This window comes from Nitrosospira multiformis ATCC 25196 (assembly GCF_000196355.1).
GTDB classification, from domain to species: domain Bacteria; phylum Pseudomonadota; class Gammaproteobacteria; order Burkholderiales; family Nitrosomonadaceae; genus Nitrosospira; species Nitrosospira multiformis.
On the sequence record NC_007614.1, the window covers coordinates 1353640 to 1378157 of the forward strand.

16 protein-coding genes are annotated in these 24518 nt (G+C 53.6%); 8 read left to right on the forward strand and 8 right to left on the reverse strand.

Annotated features, from left to right (window positions below):
- Positions 1 to 100: 100 nt before the first annotated feature.
- Positions 101 to 328 (reverse strand): hypothetical protein, encoded by a 228-nt coding sequence (locus NMUL_RS06180; protein WP_041352422.1) that lies wholly within the window; start codon positions 326 to 328, stop codon positions 101 to 103.
- A 345-nt stretch (positions 329 to 673) separates the two neighbouring features.
- Between NMUL_RS06180 and ku the strand changes: the two genes are divergently transcribed.
- Both ku and ligD read left to right on the forward strand, forming a co-directional pair.
- Entirely contained in the window at positions 674 to 1588 is a 915-nt protein-coding gene (ku, locus tag NMUL_RS06185) for a non-homologous end joining protein Ku (protein ID WP_041352928.1), read from the forward strand.
- A 15-nt stretch (positions 1589 to 1603) separates the two neighbouring features.
- Positions 1604 to 4165 (forward strand): DNA ligase D, encoded by a 2562-nt coding sequence (gene ligD / locus NMUL_RS06190; RefSeq protein ID WP_011380521.1) that lies wholly within the window; start codon positions 1604 to 1606, stop codon positions 4163 to 4165.
- A gap of 20 nt (positions 4166 to 4185) precedes the next feature.
- Here the strand turns inward: ligD and NMUL_RS06195 are convergent, their stop codons facing one another.
- The 5 genes from NMUL_RS06195 to NMUL_RS06215 form a co-directional block, all read right to left on the reverse strand.
- Complete coding sequence (locus NMUL_RS06195) at positions 4186 to 5220, reverse strand: methyltransferase (RefSeq protein WP_011380522.1); 1035 nt, start codon at positions 5218 to 5220, stop codon at positions 4186 to 4188.
- Positions 5221 to 5287: 67 nt separating this feature from the next.
- On the reverse strand, positions 5288 to 5782 hold the full coding sequence (locus tag NMUL_RS06200; RefSeq protein ID WP_011380523.1) for an SRPBCC family protein: 495 nt from the start codon (positions 5780 to 5782) through the stop codon (positions 5288 to 5290).
- Positions 5783 to 5890: 108 nt separating this feature from the next.
- Positions 5891 to 6904, reverse strand: coding sequence for an SDR family oxidoreductase (locus NMUL_RS06205; protein WP_238529880.1), 1014 nt, complete (start codon positions 6902 to 6904; stop codon positions 5891 to 5893).
- A 158-nt stretch (positions 6905 to 7062) separates the two neighbouring features.
- Positions 7063 to 9066, reverse strand: a complete 2004-nt coding sequence (locus tag NMUL_RS06210; protein ID WP_011380525.1) for an AsmA family protein — start codon at positions 9064 to 9066, stop codon at positions 7063 to 7065.
- Between the two features lie 205 nt (positions 9067 to 9271).
- The gene (locus tag NMUL_RS06215; protein WP_011380526.1) at positions 9272 to 9994 is read right to left on the reverse strand and encodes a Crp/Fnr family transcriptional regulator; all 723 of its coding nucleotides are present in this window, start codon (positions 9992 to 9994) and stop codon (positions 9272 to 9274) included.
- Between the two features lie 691 nt (positions 9995 to 10685).
- Here NMUL_RS06215 and NMUL_RS06225 point away from each other — a divergent pair.
- Positions 10686 to 19403 carry a glycoside hydrolase family 94 protein gene (locus NMUL_RS06225; RefSeq protein WP_011380527.1) on the forward strand — a complete coding sequence of 2906 codons (8718 nt, stop codon included), beginning with the start codon at positions 10686 to 10688 and terminating at the stop codon, positions 19401 to 19403.
- Between the two features lie 142 nt (positions 19404 to 19545).
- On the opposite strand, the gene NMUL_RS06230 is transcribed toward NMUL_RS06225, so the two are convergent.
- A complete protein-coding gene (locus NMUL_RS06230; RefSeq protein WP_146063205.1) occupies positions 19546 to 20058 on the reverse strand; it encodes a cyclic nucleotide-binding domain-containing protein in 513 nt (170 codons plus the stop codon).
- Positions 20059 to 20342: 284 nt separating this feature from the next.
- On the opposite strand from NMUL_RS06230, the gene NMUL_RS06235 reads away from it, so the two are divergent.
- The 5 genes from NMUL_RS06235 (at position 20343) to NMUL_RS06255 (ending at position 23129) form a co-directional block, all read left to right on the forward strand.
- Positions 20343 to 20657, forward strand: coding sequence for an ElaB/YgaM/YqjD family protein (locus NMUL_RS06235; protein ID WP_011380529.1), 315 nt, complete (start codon positions 20343 to 20345; stop codon positions 20655 to 20657).
- A gap of 144 nt (positions 20658 to 20801) precedes the next feature.
- Positions 20802 to 21815, forward strand: a complete 1014-nt coding sequence (locus NMUL_RS06240) for an SGNH/GDSL hydrolase family protein (protein ID WP_011380530.1) — start codon at positions 20802 to 20804, stop codon at positions 21813 to 21815.
- A gap of 67 nt (positions 21816 to 21882) precedes the next feature.
- Positions 21883 to 22188, forward strand: coding sequence for a DUF1840 domain-containing protein (locus NMUL_RS06245; RefSeq protein WP_011380531.1), 306 nt, complete (start codon positions 21883 to 21885; stop codon positions 22186 to 22188).
- 96 nt (positions 22189 to 22284) lie between these two features.
- Positions 22285 to 22668, forward strand: coding sequence for a DJ-1/PfpI family protein (locus NMUL_RS06250; RefSeq protein WP_049783071.1), 384 nt, complete (start codon positions 22285 to 22287; stop codon positions 22666 to 22668).
- A 254-nt stretch (positions 22669 to 22922) separates the two neighbouring features.
- A complete protein-coding gene (locus NMUL_RS06255) occupies positions 22923 to 23129 on the forward strand; it encodes a YqaE/Pmp3 family membrane protein (protein ID WP_011380533.1) in 207 nt (68 codons plus the stop codon).
- Positions 23130 to 23380: 251 nt separating this feature from the next.
- Here NMUL_RS06255 and NMUL_RS06260 read toward each other — a convergent pair whose 3' ends face one another.
- On the reverse strand, positions 23381 to 24187 hold the full coding sequence (locus NMUL_RS06260) for a PEP-CTERM sorting domain-containing protein (protein WP_011380534.1): 807 nt from the start codon (positions 24185 to 24187) through the stop codon (positions 23381 to 23383).
- Between the last annotated feature and the right edge of the window lie 331 nt (positions 24188 to 24518).

The following is a 24518-nucleotide window of genomic DNA, read 5'->3' on the forward strand; positions in this document are numbered from 1 at the left end:
GCAGGGAAAAGGACAGACAGTGAAAGTGAGTACATATTCTGAAGCAACGGATCGGGCGGAATTGCGGACAGGATGTGCCTGTGCGCTTGTTCCGGATTATTCAGTCGGTCTTTCGAGCTCCGCGGATATTGATCGTTGCCAGAGCCAGCTGGAGACCGAGAACCGCGAATGCTTCGACATGCCATCCCCAGATTACCCATAATACATTGCTGAGGAGGGAAAACAGAAAACCCGCGTGACGCATGCGCTTGGCCTGGTAGGTCAGAAGCCAGACCGAAAGAATATTGATCACCATGGCAGGCCACTGTAGTAAATTGATGTAATCCATATTCCTCCATTTTCCGGAAAACAAGCTGTGCTTCAGCGATATATGTAGATATATGTGTTATGTTAAATTCAATGCGTAAAAAGCGTTAAAGGCATGCATGCCGAACGTAGGCCCGCCGACACATCTTTTCGCTCCAGCGATCAGGGCTTCGTGTCCAGTTTCACCTTGAACCGATCATCTCATCCATAGACTCGTAGTTCCGTTCGAAAGAACACAAATCAGAGTGGCGGAGTGGAAAAGGCTTGTATCTCCAGGGTGCGCAATCGCACATACAAGCGGAGGGGGGAGGAGCATGATTTGTATTTCGATATTTGGCCCTGGAAAGGGGCTCATTTCCGATCAATCATGGTTGCATCTGCCTCCACCCGGGCTTTATGGAAGGGCGCCATCAGTTTTGGACTGGTGCATATCCCCGTGGCCCTTCATACCGCAACGACAGAGCAGGGTTTGAATTTCGACTGGCTGGACAAGCGCAGTATGGATCCTGTCGGGTATAAACGCATCAACAAGAGGACCGGGAAGGAGATCGATAAGGAAGATATCGTCAAGGGAATCGAGTACGAGGATGATCATTACGTGATTTTGAGCCAAGAGGAGATTGCTGCCGCTTATCCCAAGACCACGCAGACGATCGCGATCGAAATGTTCGTGCCGGCAACTGATATACCCTTCATCTATCTGGAGCGTCCCTACTATGTCACACCCGCCAATAAAGGCGAAAAAGTTTATGCGCTTTTGCGCGAGACCCTGTCCAGGACAGGGCGGGTCGGCATTGCCCGAGTGATTATTCAGACAAAGCAGCATCTTGCCGCTCTTATTCCGTTCGGTCGCGCATTGGTTCTTAATCTATTGCGCTGGGGAGATGAAATCCGCAGCTCGGAAAATATGAGTTTTCCGGCCGAAGGCGCCAAGGAAACCGGCATTACCGATAAAGAATTGAAAATGGCTGAGCAGTTGGTAATGGACATGAGTGGCAAATGGAACCCGGAAGAATTTCATGATTCGTTTAAGGACGAAATCATGAAACTTGTGAACGAGAAAGTTGAAACGGGTGATATACAAACCGTAGCAGAGCCGGAAGAAGTCGAGTTACAGCGTGGCGGTGCGCAAATACTCGATCTCACTGAATTGCTCCAGCGCAGCCTGAAGAAACACACAGACAACGAAGACCGTGACCGGCGACCTGTCAGAAAGCCCGCCAAATCGACGACTGCCTCATCTGCGCCTGCCCGCAGCGCACACAAGCGCCGGGCGGTATAGGGCGAATTCGATAGAATGACAAATGATGACTCGCTTAAAACTTACCGGGCCAAACGTGATTTCTCGGTAACACCTGAGCCAAGCGGCGTTGCCAGTGGCAAGACAGCCATCAAGAGTACTGCCAAGGTTTTGTCGTTTGTTGTCCAGAAGCACTGGGCAACGCGTCTGCACTACGACTTCAGGCTGGAACTGGAAGGAACGATGAAGAGCTGGGCTGTTCCCAAAGGCCCCAGTTTCGACCCTAACGACAAACGCATGGCGGTCCACGTCGAAGACCATCCCATTTCCTATAACAGTTTTGAAGGCGAGATACCCTCAGGTCAGTATGGCGCCGGTAAAGTCATTATTTGGGATAAGGGAACCTGGATTCCTCTCGAAGATCCGCACAAGGGGTATCGTGACGGCAAGCTGAAATTCGAGCTGCGGGGGCTCAAGCTGAAAGGGCACTGGGCCTTGGTGCGCATGAGAAAGGAAGAAAACAAAAAGCAGGAACCCTGGCTGCTGATAAAAGAAAAGGATGAATATGTCCGTTCATCGCGGGAGTATAGCGTGGTGGACGAAATGCCGGACAGTGTGGCCGAACTTGACGTGCCAGACGTGCCACAACCTTCCAAAGCTTCCGCAACATCGGGAAGCAGCTCACCCAAAAGCAGTTCGATATTCCGCAAGGGAACGAAAACGACCTTGCCGGACAATGCGCGCAAGGCTGAGCTTCCGCGGACATTGACGCCGGAGCTCGCCACGCTGGTGGACGAGCCTCCTGTGGATCCGGAAGAGTGGATTTACGAAATCAAGTTTGACGGGTACCGGATGTTGAGCAGAATAGAGGGAGGAGAAGTCCGCCTCATAACCCGAAACGGAAATGACTGGTCTCATAAGCTGCCGCATCTGATAAAAGCGTTGGGAAAGCTCAAACTGAAGTCGTCCTGGCTCGATGGCGAAATTGCGGTGCTGGATGAAAACGGTATTCCCGATTTCCAGTCGTTGCAGAATGCCTTCGACAGCGCGCATACCGAGAGCATCATTTATTATCTCTTCGATGTGCCCTTTTACGAGGGATATGATTTGCGGGACGCTTCCCTTGTCGAACGCCGCGCCTTACTGCAAAAACTGTTTGAGGCACACGCCCCTGATGAAATACGCTTCAGCGACGTTTTCGATGTTTCTCCAGCGGAAATTCTCGATTCCGCTTGCCGGCTTGGACTGGAAGGAGTGATCGGCAAACGTAAAACCTCGGTTTATGTCTCGCGCCGATCCCAGGACTGGATAAAGCTCAAATGTAAAAACCGCCAGGAATTCGTTATCGGCGGATATACAGATCCCAAAGGTACGCGGAAGGGTATTGGTTCTCTTCTGCTCGGTTATTATGATGAAGACCGAAAACTCAGATATGCAGGGAATGTAGGCGCGGGATTCAGCGATAAGACGCTGGAGGACCTCAGGGCAAGGTTGGACAGAATTGCTTTGACGGATAGCCCTTTTGTGAAAGCAAATGGCCTCGATAAAAACGCGCATTGGGTCGAACCCCGGCTTATCGCGGAAGTTTCCTTCGGTGAATGGACGCGAGGAGGTCACATTCGTCACTCGGTATTCCACGGTTTGAGATCCGACAAAAAAGCGGATGTCATTGTTCGCGAGAAGCCCGTGCATCCCGCGGCGAAGTCGGCGCCTGCAAGCGCCATTCCAAAATCCCTGAAAGTGACGAACCCGGACCGAGTGATCGATCCCTCCACCGGGTTTACAAAGGTCGATCTCATACGCTACTACGCGCTGGTAGCGCCTTTGATGCTGCCTCACCTCGCACGGCGGCCGGTTTCACTCGTGCGTGCTCCCGAGGGGGTATCGGGCGAACTCTTTTTTCAGAAGCATTGGGAGAAAGAGAACATGCCGGGGATCGAGCAGCTTGATCCATCGCTCGACCCCGACCATCCTCCGCTGCTCGAAGTTTCAACCGCTGAAGGCCTTCTTTCCGCAGTGCAGATGAACGTGATCGAGTTTCATACGTGGAACGCCACCAAGAATGTCATTGGCAAGCCTGACAGAATCGCGTTCGACCTGGACCCCGGCAGCGGAGTCGAATGGGCCCTCATCCAGGAGTCGGCGCAGCTCGTCAATGTCTTTCTCAGGGAACTGGGGTTGAAATCTTTTCTGAAAACGAGTGGGGGCAAAGGCCTGCACATCGTCGTGCCGATCAGGAGGCTGCGTGATTGGGATACGGTGAAAGGTTTCTCTCAGGCCATCGTACAGCATCTGGCTAAAACCATTCCGACGCGTTTCACCGCAAAAAGCGGGCCTCGCAACCGGGTGGGAAAGATCTTCATCGATTACCTGCGCAATGGGTTCGGAGCCACCACCGTATCCGCCTGGTCAGTACGCGCCCGGCCTGGATTGGGCGTTTCTGTACCGCTGGCGTGGGAAGAGCTGTCCTCGCTGAAAAGCAGTACTCGCTGGTCCGCTTCCAATATTCATGAACGCCTGGATAAGGGTAATGACCCCTGGGCCGACTACGCAGAGACGAATCAATCGATAGTTCCTGCCATGAAAAAGCTGGGATTCACCCCTTCATCAAAGGCATGAAGGCGCTATCCGGACAAATCTCATGGCTTCACTCCTGTAACCAGGCTGTAGTAACCGAAGGCCGGATGCACTTCGATGCCCTCAAATCCCGCTTCCGCCAGCATGGTTGAAAGCTCCCTGCCAGAGTATGATCTGCCTTCCGTCCATCCCATCATCAGCATGCTGAAGGCAGCGGCCGCAAACGGTCCGGTTTTTTCATCGTTGTAAAGCATGCCGTGGATGATGATGCGCCCGCCGGAAGGAAGACTGTTGAAGCTTTTAGCGGTGAGGAAATTACATTTTTCCGGAGGCCAGTCGTTGTAGACCGTGGAATAAAAGTGAAGATCGGCGGCAGGCAGCGTATCGCTCCACATGTTTCCTTCCTGTGTTCGAATACGGTCCTGCAGACCATGGCGAGCGATGAATTCCTGGGCGATCTCGCAAACGAGCGGGAAATCGAAAACGATGGCCTGCAGCTGCGGCCATTTCGATACGGCTCCAATCGAATGAGCGCCTGAACTGCCTCCGATATCGAGCATTGTCCGGTAGTTGGACAGATCAAGAATACCCGGCCAATAGAATGCGGAGGTAATACTGAAACTGTACATGCCACGGGTAAACTTCCGCACTTGCTCAGCCTGTTCCTCGGGAGATTGATATATACCTGCTCCTCCGTAGACCTGGGGACTGTCCGAGAGAATTGCTTTTTTCAGGCTGGCAAATGAGTGTACTTGATCATCGTCTATCATCAGATCCCACAAATAGCCGAAATAGTTCGGGCTCGTCTCCAGCAGATAGTGCCTCGCAAGGGGCGTGAGATAATAGAGCCCGTCCTGAAAGGATAAGAAACCGGCCGCGGTTGCAGTGGTTAAAATGGCTTCCGTGGGCCGCGCTTTGATATTCAATTTGCCACAGATAGCGGTGAGCGACAAAGGCTTATCGGCAAGCAGGGGGAATATTTTCAGCTTGTGCGCCAGCAGTAAGGCGGGGTAGCCATACACTCCAAGCACGACATCCCATAGGGGGCGGTCGTCTTCTATCTGCTTGGGGGGTGTGTTCATGGAAGCTTGGGTCATTGCAGTTCCTCGAGACTGGGGATCATCTAGCGGGATCGTTGAACGGGAATGATGGAGACACGTTGGCTCATGCGCCTGGTTCGCTTTCCACCAGGCGCTTTATATTTTGTACCGTTCGTTCCGCTCCATCCTGCACCGCGGTCCTGATCATTGGCTCGAACGGCCGCATTATCATCTGGATCTCAAGCAATTCGAACTTAAAAAGAAGCCTGGTTGAGCCTGAATTCTGCTCGTCCAGCAACTCGTAGACGCAGCGAAAGGGGTCCGAGATGCCGGCAAATGCCACGCGGCGATCGGGCTCATAAATCGTAATCCTGAACTTCGATTCCGAACGATGTCCCTGGTCAACACGCACCTGGCGTGCGATGGTTCCGAGGCAGACCGGACCATGGGTGAGTTGCTCGAGTTCCTTTACCTCCGGCGACCATCTGGGGTAGTTCAAAAAGAGATTTTCGCCGATAAATTTGAATGCCTTTCCGGCCGGGCATTCAAGAAGAATGCTAGCCTTACCCACTACTGGCTCGGAAGGGCCCAAGTTGAACATCGACCCTAAATTGAACATCTCGGCTCCTCTCTTCTACCTCGAAACGGGATTATATTTATATATCCTGTTGAGTAATCATATCTCTGTGACGCTTACCCTATCAGGAGTAACTCCTGCAAATTGTTATTATCCGTTTATTATATTACCGCCATTGGGATGCAGTACCTGTCCTGACATGTAAGAACAATCCTGAGAGGCGAGAAAGACATAACAAGGAGCGACTTCATCAGGCTGCCCCGCGCGTTTCATGGGGACGTTCTTTCCAAAATCGCCGACTTTATCCGGAGGAAAAGTGGCCGGTATCAGCGGTGTCCATATTGGACCGGGAGCAACCGCATTTACATGTATTCCCTGTTCGATCAGCTGGAGAGACAGAGAACGGGTAAACGCGACAATTGCACCCTTGGTCGCAGAGTAATCAAGCAGGTGAGGACTTCCCTTGTAGGCGGTGACAGAGGTGGTGTTGATGATGCGCGCTCCTTTTTTCAGATGCGGGAGTACAGCCTTCACCATATGGAACATTGAGAATATGTTCGTGCGGAAAGTTTTCTCGAGTTGGGCCTTATCGATATCGAGAATGCTTTCCTGAACATGCTGCTCGGCCGAGTTATTTACAAGTATTTCGACATGATGAAAGGTGGAAACCGTTTTTTCCACTATCTCGGCACAGAATTTTTCGTCCCCCACATCACCCGCGATTAAAATGCATTTTCTTCCGCACTTCTCGACCTCTTCTTTAGTGCGTTGAGCATCTTCATGCTCGTCGAGATAGGCGATTGCAATGTCTGCTCCTTCCTTTGCGAAAGCAATGGCGACAGATCGTCCAATACCACTATCTCCTCCGGTAACGATCGCAACTTTTGACTCCAGTTTACCGCTTCCATGATATTCGGCCATGCCGGAATCGGGTTGAGGGTGCATTTCAGTCTGCAGCCCGGGTTGACGTGATTGCTGCTGCTTCGGAATGTCACTGCCTTTTTTCTCGTATTTCTCGGTCTCATTGGTCATGACTCTCTCGCTGATCTGGTTAAGCCCGTATCCGGGTATGTTGTCCACCGATGGGTGGGCGATTCGGGGTTCTTTTCGATAATTTCGATAATCTGGTTGATGAGTAACAGACAAGACCAGGTATTGAAGCATTTTCTTGCCATTGCTTGTCATTCCGCAGAAAACAGTCAATTTTCCACGGTTGTGATTTTTACTCCATTCGCTCGCCCATCAGGATCGGAAAGTGCATTCCCGGTTGGGAAGCGAGTAAAATAAGTAGGAGGGCGGTCATCTCTGAATATTCCTTCCTATTACTTTGACCGGGACGTCTGGGACGCCGGGGGATGATCCTCATCTTTCTTATCTTTGACTCCAGCCGCGCGCTTCGCTGGCGTTTCCACTGAAGCAATCAATGCCCTGCAATTGGCATCTTTGGCCAGTCCGGTTTCAATGGTCGGGATGAGCGCTGCTAGAGGTGTCGCAAGAACTCCCAGTACGACCGCTGCTCCCGCCCGTATGGCAAGTATCTTGTCGGGAAGGATTGTGGGATCCTTGAAAGTGCCTTCTATGTGAATAGGGGTGCGAAGGCTCAGGATGCTGACATCCTTGGCTTTGGGAGACAGCTTCATGTCAATCTTTTCTTCAGCCAGGCTTATCTGTCCTTTAGCGACAATTTTGGTATCGGTCGTGTCGATGACGAAAGCTTTGCTGCTCATGATGCCTTTCTTGATATCAAAGTCGATTACCCCGCACCGCACCGGCACGTTTTTGTCTCCGGCAAACAGGAGCTTGATGATCTGCCCCCCATCAAGTCCGATCACTTCCAGCAACAGCTTGCTGATCTGGCCGCCGGACATGATCAGGCCAAAGTTTCCATCGGCCGAAGCCAGCAGCGCGCCGACGGACTTGCCGTGGCTATTAATGTCTATTGCACCGCCGATTACACCTGCACTATTCTTCGTGATTTCGAGCTTAGGAAAGAGCTTTTGCAATTGCAGGCGCTTGACGTCGACTTTGATTTCTCCCTTGGGCACTTCGGGACGCGTGTTGATTGTGATATTCGAAATGATATTCCCACCCGCCACCGCAAAGTTGACGGGGTTGAGGGTCAGAAGCCCGTTGTCTATTTTCAAGTGGCTCACGATATGCTTCACCGGCAGTTCCTTGTTGCGGATCGATTCTCCAGTGAACCTTACGTCTGCGTCCATGGCTTTCAAACGGTCTATCCGGAATTCCTGGTCTGGTAGAAGACGATGCCGCTGTTTCTTCATTGATTCCTTTTTTTCTTTCTTTTCCGCAGGCGTATCCTGTGGTTGGGGGCCTCGCCGCGCCCCAATAAAACCTTGCAAATCGCTCAGGTCGAGTACTTTGGATACCACGTCGCCTCGAAGGAGCGGCCGCTCGCCTCCCGTGTCGAATACGATATCCCCGCCAAGATCGCTGTTGCCTACATTTCCGGAAAATCCCTTCATGGACCACTCGGTATCGTGGTGCAAAATCCTTCCGGAAATGTGGTACGGGGGGGAGGGGAAAATAACGATGCCGGTTACGGGGTAGAGCGCAGATAAATCCTCTCCGTGTAAGTCCAGCTTCAGATCCACTTCCGCCATCTCGGCCAGCCCTTTGATGGTTCCATCCGCGCTTGCGCGCGTTGTTCCCATCTCGGCACTCGCTTTGATCGGATAGGGGATAGTCTTATCCGCAAGCGACATTATCTTGCCGCCTTGCGCTTGCGCGGTGAATTTCAGGTCGGTAAATTTACCTTCCGCTGCCACATGAAGGGGCAATTCTCCGGCGTCCACCGCCGGATCCGTGAATACGTCGGCTGCTATATCTGTCTTGGTCTTCGGATCGCGGAAGAGAACTTTTCCCTGATCCAGGGTGAATTGGCCAATTTGAGGCAGTTCCATCTTCTTTTTTTCTTCTTTTTTCAGATCCCAGTTTCGCTTTCCATCCATGCTTTTTTCCAGGAGTACCCGGGGCCGCGTGATGGATAGCTCGGGCAACACGATATCGCCGGACAGGAGATCCCATAGACTGATGCGCACAGCAACCTTATCCACGGCAACCATGGGTTGTTCGGTCCCCCACTCGGCATTCGCTAGCGAAAGTCCTTCAACGCTGACGAGGGGATTGAGCGAAAGGTTTACATCGAGATCGCCCCGAATCGTGAATTCACGGCCCGTCCTCTCGGTAACCTGCCGTTCGATATATGGTTTCAGCATATTCCAGTCGAACCACAGGACGAATGCGATGACAAGCAGCAGCAGTGCAACGCCGGAGATCGATAATATTTGCTTGGTACGCACTCTCATGGCAAAGGCGGGTTTCTGAGCCCAAAGCAGAAGAAGAGGGTCATGATACTTCTGCCCATACAACGGTTCGGTACGTCAGCGCACACTAAGAAGAGTGCAGGGGGTACCTGCAACCACCTGCAGGTTCGGTTTGTTGGCTGGAAATGGGATAAATGCGATAGAAAAACGCAGCGCTCGGGATGCGGGACGAAGAAAAGACTGACAGTCAGGATTTTTTTACATCGCGAAACAGGCGCTCGAACTCCTTCTTGACGACCTCATAGCATTCACAGACATGTCCCTCCAGTCCCGCACGGTTGAGGACGGTAATATGTCCCCGGCGGTAGCGAATGATTTCGGCTTGCTGTAACTTGCCGGCGGCCTCGGTAATGCCTTCTCGGCGCACGCCCAGCATACTGGCGATGAGCTCCTGAGTCATGACCAGTTCCTGGGAGTTCAGTCGATCGAGCGTCAGCAATAACCAGCGGCACAACTGCTGTTCGATCGTGTGATGTCGATTGCATACGGCGGTCTGGGAGATCTGTGTTATGAGCGCTTGGGTATAGCGCAGCAATACGCGCTGCAGCGGGCCTCCCTGGTTGAACTCCTGCAGCAGGAGAGGGCCTTTCAGACGGTAACAGTAGCCAGCTGTCTGAACCGTTGCCCACGTAGGAGTATTCTCGCCGCCCATGAACAACGAAATGCCTAGCAGACCCTCATTCCCTACGCCGGCAACTTCTGACGATGAACCATTTTCCAGAATATAGTGCAGAGAAATGATGGCCGACGTAGGAAAATAGACGTAGGAAAGGCGCCCCCCGGATTCGCACAGCACGTCGCCAAGCGGCATATGAACCAGTTCCAGGTGGGGTTTCAGACGTTCGAGTTCTGCCGGGGGCAGAGCGGCTAGAAGGTGGTTTTGGTTGAACGGTGGCGGGGGATTTTGCATCCGCTAGTAGGAGAGAAAAAGTCTCATAAAATCGGTTGTAGCCTGGGCACGCTGAAAGAAATGCAGATGCATTAAAAGGATCTCACAGGCGAATTTCACAGGTTTACGGCTGCAAGGTACCCGTTCAGACCTATGATAGCATTTCTTTCCAGAGACCCGAGGCGGGCGACAAGGCTTTGCAGTATCCCATTTTGCCGGCTGCCATATTGTGCGCTAGCGTACATACTACGGATGAGGTATCCGTTTATCATTTTCCTGCCTAGAAAAATGCCTGCAAAGACGGCTGTGGCCTGCGTCGAAAAGATGTTTGCATCGTTCAAGCCGGTTTCTTTATACACCGGCCCGATATCCGGAGAGAATTGCAAGACAAGAGGACGTGGGACTGGAAATTGTAACGATGTCCCCTGAAATCCTGGTAAAAATTTAATGCGGGACCGCTCCAGCCAGGTAACAGCCCTATGAAGACACCCTGTAAAGAAGGTGCCAGACAACACTTCCAGAATCGCTCTTTCCCTTTTCTTTTAACCGTCCAGATTCCGGAAAGAGCTGTCAACTTGAGGTGGGGCATGACCTTCCGGTATCCAAAGAAAGGACGGGAGCAGAATGTCATGTGGCTCAACCCCTCGATTCGAAGGGGAGGCAATTTTAATACTTCTGCTGCTGACCGGACATAGCCTGGAGAATATCCGAATTGAACGTTAAAGGTATTCCTGTTTCCGAGCTTTTGAGGCCGGTTACAGCGCGGCTTCGCAATATCGGAAAGCCGCGTATTCCACTGAATGAAGAACTCCCCCTGCGATCCGAACTGTTCGGCGCGGATCAGATGGAGCTTTACGGGGGCATACTGGCGGCTTCACACGAGTTATCATCGGCGCGCGGCACCGATCAGTTGCTGGCCAGGCTGGATGAGAATGAGGCAACGTTATTCAATATCTGCCGTGTGCTGACCGAGGCAGTCATGGCGGACAAGCTGCTCACTCCGGCAGGGGAGTGGCTCTATGACAACTTTTACCTCGTCGAGGAACAGATCCGCATTGCCAAGCGGCACCTTCCCAAAAGCTATAGCCGCGAATTACCCCTCCTTGCCAAGGGCGCATCCGCCAATCTCCCCCGTGTATACGATATAGCATTGCAGGCCATATCGCACGGGGACGGCAGGGTGGATACAGAGAGTCTCAGGCGCTTCGTAACCGCGTACCAGTCCGTCGTCAATCTGCAACTGGGTGAACTATGGGCGATACCGATCATGCTGCGGCTATCGCTGATCGAAAATCTCCGCCGCGTGGGCGTGCATGTGGCAGCGGGCCGGGCAGACCGCAATCTCGCTGATACCTGGGCTGATGAAATCATCCGGGTGGCGGCAAAAGATCCGAAAAGTCTTGTTCTCGTCATTGCAGATATGGCGAGATCGAATCCTCCCATGACAACCCCGTTCATTTCGGAACTGGTGCGCCGATTGCAGGGTCAGGGACCGACCCTGGTGCTGCCATTGACCTGGATCGAGCAGCGGCTGGCTGAATCAAACCAGACGATCGACCAACTGGTGCAACTGGGAAATCAGCAGCAGGCTGCCGATCAGGTTTCCATCTCGAACAGCATCAACAGCTTGCGGAGTCTGGGCGCCATAGACTGGCGCGAATTCGTCGAAACCACCAGCGTTGTGGAACAGACTCTCCGGGAAGATCCAAGTGGAATCTATGCGGACATGGATTTCGCCAGCCGCGACCACTACCGGCATGTGGTGGAGCGGTTGGCCAAGGTAAGTCCTCTGTCGGAAGTGGACGTGGCCCGGACAGCGCTTCGCCTGGCGCATAACCCGGCGACAAGTACTGCTGGGGAGAACGTTAAGGAGCATGTCGGATTTTATCTGACGGGGGATGGTCTCGCTGATCTTGAGGAAGCGATAAAGGTCCGCTGGTCGCTGCATGAGCAATTCTGGCGCACCGCCCGCAAATACCCGCTCTTCTGGTATCTCAGTAGCATCGCATTCGTTACGCTGGGTCTGACCAGTGCCCTGCTGGTCGAAGCGCTCGAGGATGGCGCAAATGGATGGTTGTTAGGTCTTGTTGGCATCCTCGCGCTGCTTGCGATGAGTCAATTGGCTGTTGCCCTGGTCAATTGGGCGAGTCCTTTTCTGGTGAAACCTCATCTGCTGCCGCGCCTGGATTTCTCCAGTGGTATTCCCTCCTCGTTTCAAACGCTGGTCGTGGTTCCAACCATGCTTTCGCGGGAATCCGAAGTCGCGGCCTTGGTGGAGGCGCTTGAAGTCCGGTTTTTGGCAAATCAGGACGAGAATGTCTATTTCGGCTTGCTCACCGACTTCATGGATGCGAATCAGGAAACGCTCCCCGAAGACGATTCCCTATTGAGAATCGCCCGCACCGGAATCGAGGATCTCAATCGAAAGTATGCGAACCATAGTGCAGGTAACATGATCGGTGGCATGAATGGCGCTCCGGAAGCGTCAGCGCAGAAACAGGAAACGCGGTTTTTTTTGTTCCATCGCCCTCGCCGCTGGAATCCCCAAGAAGGAGTGTGGATGGGTCATGAGCGCAAGCGCGGAAAACTGGCGGACTTGAATGCGCTCCTGCGTGGCGAGGGGAGGGAGGCATTTTCCGTGGTAGTGGGCAATACGGATTTGCTTGTCAATATCAAGTACGTCATCACCCTCGATACCGATACCCAATTGCCGCGGGAGATCGTTCATCAATTTGTCGGAGCGATGGCTCACCCCCTGAATCGCCCCCGCCTCAAGAGGACCAGCGGGAACGCTGTGGTAACGGAAGGCTATGGCATTCTGCAGCCCCGGGTGGCGGTGACGTTATCGAGCACCAACCGGTCCCGGTATGCATGGCTATTTGGCGGTGAAGCAGGCATCGATCCCTATACCAGGGTCGTTTCGGACGTATATCAGGATTTATTCTACGAAGGCTCCTTTATCGGAAAAGGGATCTACGACGTGGATGCGTTCGAGCAATCGGTCTGCCGACGTTTTCCAGAGAACAGGATTTTAAGCCATGATCTTCTGGAAGGCTGCTACGCTCGCGCCGGCCTGTTGAGCGATGTACAGTTGTATGAGCAATTTCCATCCCGGTACAGTGCGGATGTAAGCCGTCGCCACCGCTGGATACGGGGAGACTGGCAATTGGCGAGCTGGTTGCTTGCCCGGGTTCCGGGTCCCGGCGGAAGTAATCAGCCAAACCCGTTGTCGATTCTGTCGAGATGGAAGCTGATGGATAACCTCCGGCGCAGTCTTGTGCCGGTAGCCCTGCTGCTGCTTCTGCTGGTGGGTTGGCTGGCTCTCGACAACGCGTGGTTCTGGACACTGGTGGTAATCGGTACGGTCATTATTCCGAGCGCCATTACCATGGCCTCCGATCTGCTGAAAAGACAGGGCGACGCCCCTCTGCGCGCTCACGTCATCACTACGCTACGCACTGGCGGCCGCCATTTCGCACAAAACCTGTTCGGGCTGGTCTGCCTCCCGTACGAGGCTTATTTCAGCCTCGATGCGATACTGCGCACCCATGTGCGACTCCTCCTTACGCACCGCCGGCTTCTTGAATGGACTCCTTCCCATCTTGCGGAACGCGAATATGATTCGACGAATAGATGGGGCGGCGTCGGCGCTTCCTTCAGGTCGATGTGGATAGCGCCGGCGACCGCGGTAGCAGCAGGCGCAGGAATGATGGTCGTTGCTCCCGTGGCCTTGATTTCGGCCTTGCCCATACTGCTTTTGTGGGGAGCGGCGCCATTTATTGCCTGGTGGATAAGCCAACCTCTTCCGCTGCGCAGCACCGAGTTAAACAAGGGGCAAATCCACTTTTTACGTCAGACTTCGCGCCGTACGTGGTATTTCTTCGAAAATTTCGTCAATTCCGAGAATAACTGGCTGCCGCCTGATAATTTTCAGGAGCACCCGGTACCGACTGTCGCCCACAGGACCTCGCCAACCAACATGGGATTGGCACTGCTTGCAAATGTGACTGCCTATGACTTCGGCTATATTGGCCCGTTGCAACTCATCGAAAGGACCCGAAATACCCTCGAATCGATGGAAACCCTGGAACGGCATGCCGGTCATTTTTACAATTGGTACGATACGCAGACAAAAACTCCCCTGACACGATACGTATCGAGCGTGGACAGCGGTAATCTCGCAGGCCACCTATTGACATTGCGTGTCGCGTTAATGGCAATAGCAGATAGGCCGATCGTACACGAAGAGTTATTTCAGGCGCTTGCCGACACTCTGCAGATTCTCGAAAGTACTCCTGGTTCCGAGGCTGCCAGTACACCCTTATCACAATTCGGGAAAGCGCTGAGGCTCGCAAGGGAAAACTCTCCACACGCACCTTTCAGCCTGCATGCCGAACTCGATCGACTGACTGCGTTTTCCAGGGAAATCATGCATGAGATCGAGAAAGCACGACGTGCTTCAACCGGACAGGAACCCCTTGAATGGGCGAGGGCATTAAACCGGCAATGTGAGCTCGCCCTAACCGAACTTGCCCACTTCATGCCGTCTGCAGCACTGGAGGACCGCAACACGCCCGCGGAGATCCCCTCTTTGCGACAACTTGCCCATCAAGGTGGAGAGGCGGCGCGTGAACATCTGGCTGCTCTCGAACGCCTGGTCTTTCAGGCGGGAGAAATGGCGAAAATGGAGTATGGCTTCCTGTTCAACCCCGCGCAGCGGCAGCTTGCCATCGGGTACAACGTGGGTGAGCAGCGACGGGACGCCAGCTACTATGACTTGCTGGCCTCGGAAGCGCGGTTTACCAATTTTGTCGCGATTGCACAGGGCCAGCTGCCGCAGGAAAGCTGGTTTGCGCTGGGACGCATGCTTACAGCTCATGATGGGGAGACCGCTCTGCTCTCCTGGAGCGGCTCGATGTTCGAATACCTGATGCCGTTGCTGGTAATGCCCACCTTTGAGAACACGCTTCTTGACCAGACTTGCAAGGCGGCTGTCAACAGGCAGATTGCCTATGGGCGGGAGCGGGGGGTGCCCTGGGGTATTTCGGAGTCCGGTTACAACGCTGTAGACGTTCAGTTCAATTATCAGTATCGGGCATTCGGGGTGCCTGGCCTGGGCATCAAGCGCGGCCTGGGAGAAGACCTGGTCATTGCACCTTATGCATCCGCCCTGGCATTGATGATTGCACCGGAAGCTGCCTGCCGGAATCTGGAGGAGCTGACCGCTCTGGGGATGATGGGAAAATTCGGCTTTTACGAAGCGTTGGATTATACGCCTTCCCGATTGCGCCGGGGCGAGACGTACGCGATCGTGCGCTCATTCATGGCTCACCATCAGGGAATGAGCTTTCTTTCGCTTGCATACCTGCTGCTTGACCGGCCCATGCAGCGGCGGTTCGATTCCGAGCCCATATTCCAGGCAACCATGCTCCTGCTGCAGGAGAGAATTCCCAAAGCCACTGTCATACGTTCTCCCATCGCCGAGCTCCCCGATGTGCGGGTTATCAAGGAACTTCCGGAAATGCCGATCCGGCTGCTTTCAACCGCCAACACGCCGATTCCGGAGGTGCAGCTTCTCTCCAACGGCCGGTACCATGTCATGGTGACCAACAGCGGAGCGGGAAGCAGCCGCTGGAAGGATCTGGCCATTACGCGCTGGCGGGAAGATGGAACCTGCGACTACTGGGGGAATTTCTGTTATTTGCGCGACATTGCAAGCGGTGAGTTCTGGTCGAATACCTATCAGCCTGTGCTGAAAGAGCCAAAGCGCTATGGAGTGGTTTTTTCTGAAGGAAGGGTCGAGTTCCGCCGACGGGATCTTGATTTCGATACCCATACCGAGATTACCGTATCGCCCGAGGATGATATCGAGCTCCGGCGGGTTCGAATCACCAATCGCGCATGGACGCGGCGGGAAATCGAGATCACGTCTTATGCCGAGGTCGTGCTGGCGCCCGCGATTGCCGATGCCCAGGCACCCGCCTTCGGCAATCTCTTCGTGCAAACGGAAATATTGGCGGACCGGCACGCCATTTTATGCAGCAGGCGTCCTCGTTCCCAAAGCGACCTGGTACCATGGATGTTCCACTTGATGACAGTGGACGGGGTCACTCCTGACGCGGCTTCTTATGAAACCAGTCGCATGGCATTCATCGGACGGGGAAACGACGTGTCTGCGCCGGCGGCAATGATGGAAGCGGAACCCCTATCCGGCAGTTCGGGTTCAGTGCTCGACCCCGTCGTTGCTATCCGAAAGCGAATGATGCTCGAGCCGGGGGAGTCGGCAATCGTGGATATTGTCACGGGTGCGGGAGATTCACGTCACGCGGTCATGCATCTGGTAGAAAAATACCAGGACCAGCATCTGAAAAATCGCGTTTTCGATCTCGCCTGGACTCATAGCCTCGTTGTCCTGCGCCAACTCAATGCGACTGAAACCGATGCACAGCTTTTTGGGCGAATGGCGGGTTCCATCCTGTATGCAAGTCCTTATCTGCGCGCCGACGAGGCGCTGCTGAGCAAGAACCGGCAGGGACAATCGGGTTTATGGGGTTATGCCATTTCCGGCGACCTGCCTATTGTATTGCTGCAGATCACCGATATGGCCAATATCGATCTGGTACGCCAGCTGGTGCAGGCTCATGCCTATTGGCGCGTGAAAGGGATGGCAGTCGATCTGGTCATCTGGAACGAAGATCACTCAAGTTACCGCCAGCAACTGCATGATCACATCATGGGGCTTCTGGCCGGGAGTGCGGAAGCTCATGTGCTCGATCGGCCAGGCGGTATTTTCATCCGGCGTGGGGAGCAGATTGCTCCGGAAGACCGGATTCTGATGCAGGCCGTGGCGCGCGTGATTATTCTCGACACGAATGGGAAACTGGTCGAGCAGTTGACGAGCCGCCTTCCGGCCGACCTTCCGCTGCGGCCACACCCCCTGAAACCGGTGCGGCGCTCCAGCCCCGAAAAACCCCCGGTATTGCCGCAACGGAATCTATTGTTTAATAACGGTTTTGGTGGTTTTGCTTCCGATGCGCGCGAATACGTCATCACTGTTGGGCAGGAGCAGAGAACCCCGGTTCCCTGGTCAAATATTCTGGCGAATCCGCAATTCGGGACGGTTATCTCCGAAAGCGGAAATGTTTATACCTGGTGTGAGAATGCCCATGAATACCGGCTGACTCCATGGCATAACGACCCGGTCTGCGATTCCAGTGGAGAGGCCTACTATCTGCGGGACGAAGAAAGCGGAGATTTCTGGTCACCCGCTCCCCTTCCGAGTCCTGGAGCCGCTTCCTACGTTACCCGCCACGGATTCGGCTACAGTGTATTCGAACATGCAGGAAAGGGGGTTTTTTCCGAACTCTGGATTTATGTTGCTCGCGACGTTCCGGTCAAGTTCGTTGTATTGCGGATTCGCAACGATTCCGGCCGGTTCCGGAGACTTTCCGCAACAGGGTACGTGGAGTGGGTGTTAGGAGACCTTCCCGAGAAGACGCGAATGCATGTGGTCACGGAGATCGATCCGGCAAGCGGGGTGCTGCTTGCGCGCAATCCCTACAATAACGAGTTTTCAAGTCGGGTAGCGTTTTTCGATGTCGATGACAGAACGCAAAGTGTAACGGGTGACCGGACGGAATTTATCGGGCGCAATGGACGAATGCGAAATCCCGCAGGTATGATTGCTCAGGATCTTTCGGGCCGGGTAGGAGCGGGACTGGATCCCTGCGGCGCTATCCGTGTTCCTTTTGATTTGCCCGAGGGCGCGACGCGCGAGGTTGTTTTTCGCCTGGGCGCGGGCCTTCACCGTGAAGCTGCGCTGGAAACCGTCCAGAGGATGCGCGGACTACAAGTGGCACATGATGAACTTGAAAAGGTGCGCCGCTACTGGGACCGAACGCTCGGGGGTGTGCAGGTGGAAACCCCTGATCCATCCGTCAACGTGATGGTCAATGGCTGGCTGCTGTATCAGGTAATTGCCTGTCGTCTCTGGGGGCGCAGCGGATACTACCAATCCGGGGGCGCTTTTGGATTCCGCGATCAATTGCAGGATGTGATGGCGCTGGTTCATGTTGAACCCGCTCTGGTACGCGAGCACTTGTTGCGGGCTGCGGCCCGCCAGTTTATCGAAGGGGATGTTCAGCACTGGTGGCATCCTCCGGTGGGCCGCGGTATCAGAAGCCGCTGCTCGGATGATTACCTCTGGCTGCCGCTGGTTGCTTGTCACTATGTCGTTGCCACCGGGGATACCGGAGTACTGACCGAGACAGTGTCCTTTCTTGAAGGCCGCCCTGTCGCTCTGGACGAGGAATCATACTATGATTTGCCTGCTCATTCCGCGCAGGTATCCAGTCTGTATGACCATTGTGTTCGCGCCATCACGCATGGGTTGCGGTTTGGGGAACATGGTCTTCCTTTGATGGGTACAGGGGACTGGAACGATGGGATGAATCTCGTCGGTTTCCATGGCCGGGGTGAAAGCATCTGGCTCGGTTTTTTCCTGTATGACATTCTCATTCAATTTTCCGATCTCGCTGTCGGGCACGGCGACGCGGCCTTTGCCGAACGATGCAAGAAGGAAGCAGACAAGCTGGGCAAGAATATCGAACAGCACGGCTGGGATGGAAAGTGGTATCTCCGCGCCTATTTCGACGATGGTTCTCCACTGGGTTCTTCCAGCAATACCGAATGCCGCATTGACTCGATCGCGCAAAGCTGGTCGGTTTTATCTCGCGGGGGCTCCCCCCAGCGGCAGCGGGAGGCGATGCAAGCGGTAGATGAACAACTGGTCCGTCGGGATGCTCGCCTGATTCAGCTTCTCGATCCCCCTTTCGATCACTCAGACCTCGATCCGGGTTATATCAAGGGGTATGTGCCGGGCGTGCGGGAGAACGGGGGACAATATACGCATGCAGCGATATGGGCAACAATGGCCTTTGCAGTCCTGCGCGATCATAAACGGGCATGGGAACTGCTTTCCATGATCAATCCTGTAAATCACGGCCGATCCTTGGAGGCTGTATCGGTTTACAAGACCGAGCCCTATGTCGTCTCAGCCGATGTTTACGCGGTGCTTCCTCATACGGGCCGGGGGGGATGGTCGTGGTACACAGGTTCCGCCGGTTGGTTATACCGCCTGATGCTGGAAACAATGCTGGGTCTTACAAGGGAAGGGGCGAAACTTCATTTCAATCCCTGCCTGCCGCAAGACTGGACCAGTTTTACGGTGAAATACCGCTATGGAGAAACCGTCTATCCGATCAGTGTTAACCAGGCAGACATCGATCCGGACGAGGAGGTCGTTATCGCTGACGGTACCGAGCAGCGCGAGTTGACTCTCAGCCTAGTCGATGACAGAGCCCCTCACAATGTAGAAGTGCGGGTGAGCCGCTCTCGCGATAGCTCACACAACAATGAGCCCGAGCCATGAGCCCGAGCCGTTGAATATGTGCCACGTCGCCTCTGGATTATCGATTTATGCCACTTTACTCCGCGCATGGGTAGTAAGGGCTGGATCGGGTTGAGCGAGATGGAGTTCCCTTCCCGAGAGTCCAATCTTGCTCAAGCCCAGATTATAGGGAATGACCAGGAGCGTGAGCGGAACGAGACGGAAGCCGACAAGGGGCGTCGTCAGGAGGAGAATGGGCGAATATGCGTGGGGAAATCCTGGCAGCCGGAGTAGAGGGAGCTTTTATTGGCGTGCCTTGTCTTGCTGACGGATGCGCCCCAGGCATGGGGGAGTGGATAAACCCGCTTGTCAGGGCGCGGGTATAACGCTGGAGTAGATAACGCAGAGGGCTTCCCAACTCAAACTCGCTTCTCAGGCTTGCGGCACTGAGGCGATAAGCGTAGCCCGCGGTTGCCACCAGAGCCTGAGTCGGCGCGATCTTTCTCCCCATCAGCATGGAAATACCGAATACCCCTTCCTTGCCGATAGCGGCAATTTTTACCGTCTCTCCTTTATCGGAAACAGTAAGCAGGGAAATGACGCTGCTGGTGGGGAAATACACCAGGTCCAGCTCGCCCCCGTTTTCATAGACCGGCCAGCCTTGTGAGAGTGCGACAAGTTCAAGGGAAGGTTGCAAACGTTCATAATCCTTTTGAGGGAGAGCCGCTAACAAAAGATTTTGACTGTGAGAAAGGTTTTGCGTGGGAGTAAGAATATGTGACATGTGTTCCTCACTATTCGGCGGTCCAATAAAAATTTTTCCTTTGTTCTTCGAAAGAGATTACCTGTCAATTTACACCGCGGTATGTGCGGTGCCAGACAGACATGTGCTTTGAAAAAAGAAAAAATCGGTTATGCTCGTGCACGAGATAAGGAATGTTCGATTTGATTTACTCTATTCACAGCTCATAGGAGGTTGTAATGGTTAGAACCGGCAGGGGAAGCAAAGAAAAACTCATCAAAGATTTCCGTTCGGTTATTGCTGACACAGAAGAATTAATGAAGCTCGTAAGCAACGAGGGGGAAGGCAAGGCGCAAATGGTGCGGGACAAGCTTAACCAGAACCTGAATGTAGCCAAGGAATATTTACGTAATTTTGAGGATGTGGTGGTGGATAAATCCAGAGTCGCCGCACGTGCTACTGATGAATACGTACATGAGAATGCATGGCAGACGGTCGGGCTGGCGATTGCCGTGGGGATCCTGGTCGGGTATTTGATAAGCCCGCGCGATTAGCCAGGAACTGTGATGGAGAAGCGGGGGCAAGGGAAAAGGATCGATGATATTCGCCAGGAAAAGCATCCTGAAAACCATCCCGCTGTTTAGGCGACATTTGGTGCTCCCTTAAAAAAACGATCTCTGAGCCAAGGAGGACTGACAATGAAAATATCAACAACAGTTGTCGCACTTGTCGTGTTGCTGTCTGGCGGAAGCGCCGGTGCTGCTTCCCCTTTCAGCAGTCTTATCGTATTCGGAGACAGCCTGTCCGATGTGGGAGACAATCCTTCCGGCGTCAACAGTCTTTACAAAGAGCTCGGCGGTAATTGCGATCCCTTGCATCCCTGCCTGCCATCACAACTTGGGCCGTCGTATGATGGTGGCCGCTTCTCCAACGGGCCCGTCGCCTCGGAGTATCTGGCGAAAAACCTCTTTCCCGCCGGCGTAAATACGGCTAATTTTCAGGGCTATGCCGTCGCGGGTGCGACGTCGGGTAACCACAACGTCGGTAATGATGCTGATCCAACAGGAATATTGAACTTGCCGGGCATGCAGCAGGAGGTGAATCTCTACCTGAGTAATGCAGGCGGAGCAGCAGATCCAAACGCGTTGTACTTCGTATGGGGCGGAAGCAATGATTATCTTATCCATGATTCTCCCGTTCAGGCCGCCCGAAACATAGGAAGTTATGTGAATGTGCTTGCAGCGGCGGGAGCGAGGAATTTTCTTGTGCCAAACCTGCCTGATCTCGGTCTTACCCCATCCGCCAGGATGGATAACGAAGTGTCGCTGGCGCACGACTATTCCGTAGTGTTCAATACGGAATTGGCGAGTCAGCTCGGAAGTCTCGATGGCACTTTTCCAGGGTTAAACATACAGCGCTTCGACACCTTCTCGTTATTGAACGATGTCGTCCAGAATCCGATGAACTATGGACTTACCGATGTGACCAATCCGTGTTTCACCCTGCTGGGGGTTACATGCGACAATCCCGAGGTACGTCTCTTCTGGGATGATTTTCATCCCACCACCAACGCTCACGCGATTCTCGGTGCGGCTTTCGCGGCTGCAGTGCCGGAACCAGCAACGATCTTTATGTTCATGCTTGGCCTGCTGGTGCTTGCCTCCACAGCAGGCAGGAGACAAAAAACCATGCCGGCGCGGCGGCAGGTATAAGTGCAGATGTCGAAGTGATAGAGGTGAGGATATTGCCTGAAACGGTTTCCACGATATTTCCGTTCCCATGCTGGTGACATTCAAGACTTCTGCCCATGCTGACATCATCATGTTCGGTGACGTTGCAAAACAGTTGCTGAAGATGATGGGGCATAGTGGGACCATACCCAGTGCGATGGTGGCGGATGAAGTACCTGCAGCGCTCGAGCGTCTGAAGCATGCCGTCGAGGCGGAAAGAGCGGAAGAGGCAAAGCCCCGGGACAATGCCGAACAGGCTGATGACCAGAGTGTGAGCCTGAAGTATCGCGCCTTACCACTGATTGAACTGCTCTCCGCAGCAGTCCGGAAGCACTGTGACGTGATGTGGGAATAAGACCTGGGAAGGACTGAACAAAATCCCTCGCGGAAGATAACCAGGAGGCGCGCCCCGGTGGGACCGATTGGGCGTTATCCAGGAAGAAAGGTACCCTTGCAAATCGCGTTTCTCCTCTATCCTGGCGTGACTGCCTTGGACGTGGTTGGCTCCTGGGAGGTATTGTCTCGCATGCCCGATACCGAGATACGGTTTGTCGGTAAAGAAGCGGGGCCGGTCATGAGCGAGGGCGACGCCTTACTCCTCGGTGCCGCATACACTTTGACGGAGACTCTCTCACCTGACATTGTAGTGGTCCCGGGTGGATTGACCACTCCCAGGCAAATGGTCGACGATGAGGTGCTCGCCTGGCTTCGCAAGGTTCATCAGACTACCATCTGGACGATTTCGGTCTGCACGGGCGCGCTGATCCTGGCCTGGACCATCGCATGCCTGTCGACCAGCGTAGACTCATTCCCAAAATTGCCTGGCGGCGCATGATCGACCTCCTTCGCACCCGGCAATAACTCCAACCCTCGATGCGCTGGAATGACCCGCTACACTCGATTTCAAATCAAGACTGATTTCAGTTGAATAGTATGAGTGCAGGGTAATTGACTCTTGAAGGGCTAGGCTTGGGTTACTGCTCTTGACAGGTGCCCGTAATCAATCGTTTATCCACGCAAGTGCCGGGTAAATTTATCTTTTCGGCAGAATGAGCAATAATAGTCATTCAACCCCTTTAAAGGCTGCGTATGCGTTTGATTATTGCTTTTCTCCTCCCTTGGCTAACCTTCTTCACAATTGGCCGGCCCATTACGGGCGTTATCTGTTTGCTTCTGCAAATAACGCTTATCGGCTGGATTCCTGCGACGATTTGGGCAGTGTACGCATTGAGCCAGTATAAGACGGATCAAAAAATCGAAAAGGCTCTCAATCAAAGACGTGCAGAACCTCCGTAAGAGGTGATAACACGATTAGCTCTTTATCAAGCGTCAATTGTAATCAGGTCAGACAGGGAGTTCAGCTAAGGTTACATGACCTTAGGGCGAAGATGAGACAGCACTCTCTGGAAAATGTAAATGTCGCGGTCATGCTGAGAGGTGATGAGTGACTTTAACGACCCTCATCCTTTCCTACTCATCTGGTAATAATTGCCACTGCATGGCGGGGGGAGCCGTCCGATCGGGACGGCAACATCCGGCAGGGGAGATTAATGCATACCTCTTCGGCGCATCATTGCGCCCATCAACCCAAGGCCTGCCAACAACATTGCATAAACTTCAGGTTCGGGAACCACGCCTGCCACTAGAGTTGCGGTAACGCCATACTTTGTCGAGAGGTCGGGATTGTTGGCTTCCTGGGCAAAATAGTCCGTGCCGCCGACGAACACCGAGTAGTCGCCCGCCTTGAGATTCATGAATGTATGCGAAACCTTGCCGTCGGGCGTACCGTCGGAGCCGAAGCCGGTACCATCATAGGCATGACCGATATACTTGAAGAAGCTCAGGCTTGCCGGAATGGGAGTTCCGTTCAAATCGCCCGGATCGTTACCGATTGACCAATCCGCCAAAGCTTTGAATGATCCCTCTGTACCGGGGTCACGATTGGCAATCGATATTTCGGCAGAATCGTAATCTGCCTTCACCGGAGCCAGGTGCGCCAGGCCCTCGTAGAGGGAGAAACCAGGTTTCAAGCCCAACCGGGAAGTCGAGACATTCCCCAAATGATCAGTCACTTGGGAAGTTGCCTGTTCGAATGTGAGTGTAACGTTCGTTTCCTCAGCAAGGGTAAAACGATAGGGGCGCAGTTTGTGGCTATCGCCATTGTCGGAGTCGGTCCCGTCGATCCAGCCGTAATTACCCGTAACCGCCTGATTGGATAACGTTGTCCTGCTATAGGTGTTGTCGAATGTGCCGAAATTGCGCTCCGTATAACCCACATGCGCCATCGCGGGCAGCGAGATGATAGCGGTGACAGTGGCTGCGACAACAGGCAGATACCTGAATGCTTTTTTCATATTAGTCCCTCGTTGATTGTCTGTTGAAGGTAGGTGTTTTTCCGTATTTTTAACATATCGGCATATTTACATTTAAGTGCCGATACCAGGGAGTATTTATTATTCATACCGACAAATCAATGTGGCATATTGTCGCATGCGGCAATATGTCGCAGTTTCCTGATGGAATGATTGACGGGGAGCGTGGATTGGACCATAAGAAGCAATGCTATGAGGAGATATGACGTAAATAAATATAAATATGGAAGGGTGCGGGAAACCTGGCAACCTGGAGATGCGCAGCGGGGGAATCCGTTCGGGGAGGAGAATCTTGAGGGCCGGGATGACAAGT

Excerpts from the sequence above, each read along its gene's own strand:
- NMUL_RS06255 (WP_011380533.1), top strand. The coding sequence starts at position 22,923 with ATGCGTTTGATTATTGCTTTTCTCCTCCCTTGGCTAACCTTCTTCACA.
- NMUL_RS06180 (WP_041352422.1), bottom strand. The coding sequence starts at position 328 with ATGGATTACATCAATTTACTACAGTGGCCTGCCATGGTGATCAATATT.
- NMUL_RS06210 (WP_011380525.1), bottom strand. The coding sequence starts at position 9,066 with ATGAGAGTGCGTACCAAGCAAATATTATCGATCTCCGGCGTTGCACTG.
- NMUL_RS06235 (WP_011380529.1), top strand. The coding sequence starts at position 20,343 with ATGGTTAGAACCGGCAGGGGAAGCAAAGAAAAACTCATCAAAGATTTC.
- NMUL_RS06245 (WP_011380531.1), top strand. The coding sequence starts at position 21,883 with ATGCTGGTGACATTCAAGACTTCTGCCCATGCTGACATCATCATGTTC.
- NMUL_RS06240 (WP_011380530.1), top strand. The coding sequence starts at position 20,802 with ATGAAAATATCAACAACAGTTGTCGCACTTGTCGTGTTGCTGTCTGGC.
- NMUL_RS06260 (WP_011380534.1), bottom strand. The coding sequence starts at position 24,187 with ATGAAAAAAGCATTCAGGTATCTGCCTGTTGTCGCAGCCACTGTCACC.
- ligD (WP_011380521.1), top strand. The coding sequence starts at position 1,604 with ATGACAAATGATGACTCGCTTAAAACTTACCGGGCCAAACGTGATTTC.
- ku (WP_041352928.1), top strand. The coding sequence starts at position 674 with ATGGTTGCATCTGCCTCCACCCGGGCTTTATGGAAGGGCGCCATCAGT.
- NMUL_RS06205 (WP_238529880.1), bottom strand. The coding sequence starts at position 6,904 with ATGCTTCAATACCTGGTCTTGTCTGTTACTCATCAACCAGATTATCGA.
- NMUL_RS06195 (WP_011380522.1), bottom strand. The coding sequence starts at position 5,220 with ATGACCCAAGCTTCCATGAACACACCCCCCAAGCAGATAGAAGACGAC.
- NMUL_RS06200 (WP_011380523.1), bottom strand. The coding sequence starts at position 5,782 with ATGTTCAATTTAGGGTCGATGTTCAACTTGGGCCCTTCCGAGCCAGTA.
- NMUL_RS06215 (WP_011380526.1), bottom strand. The coding sequence starts at position 9,994 with ATGCAAAATCCCCCGCCACCGTTCAACCAAAACCACCTTCTAGCCGCT.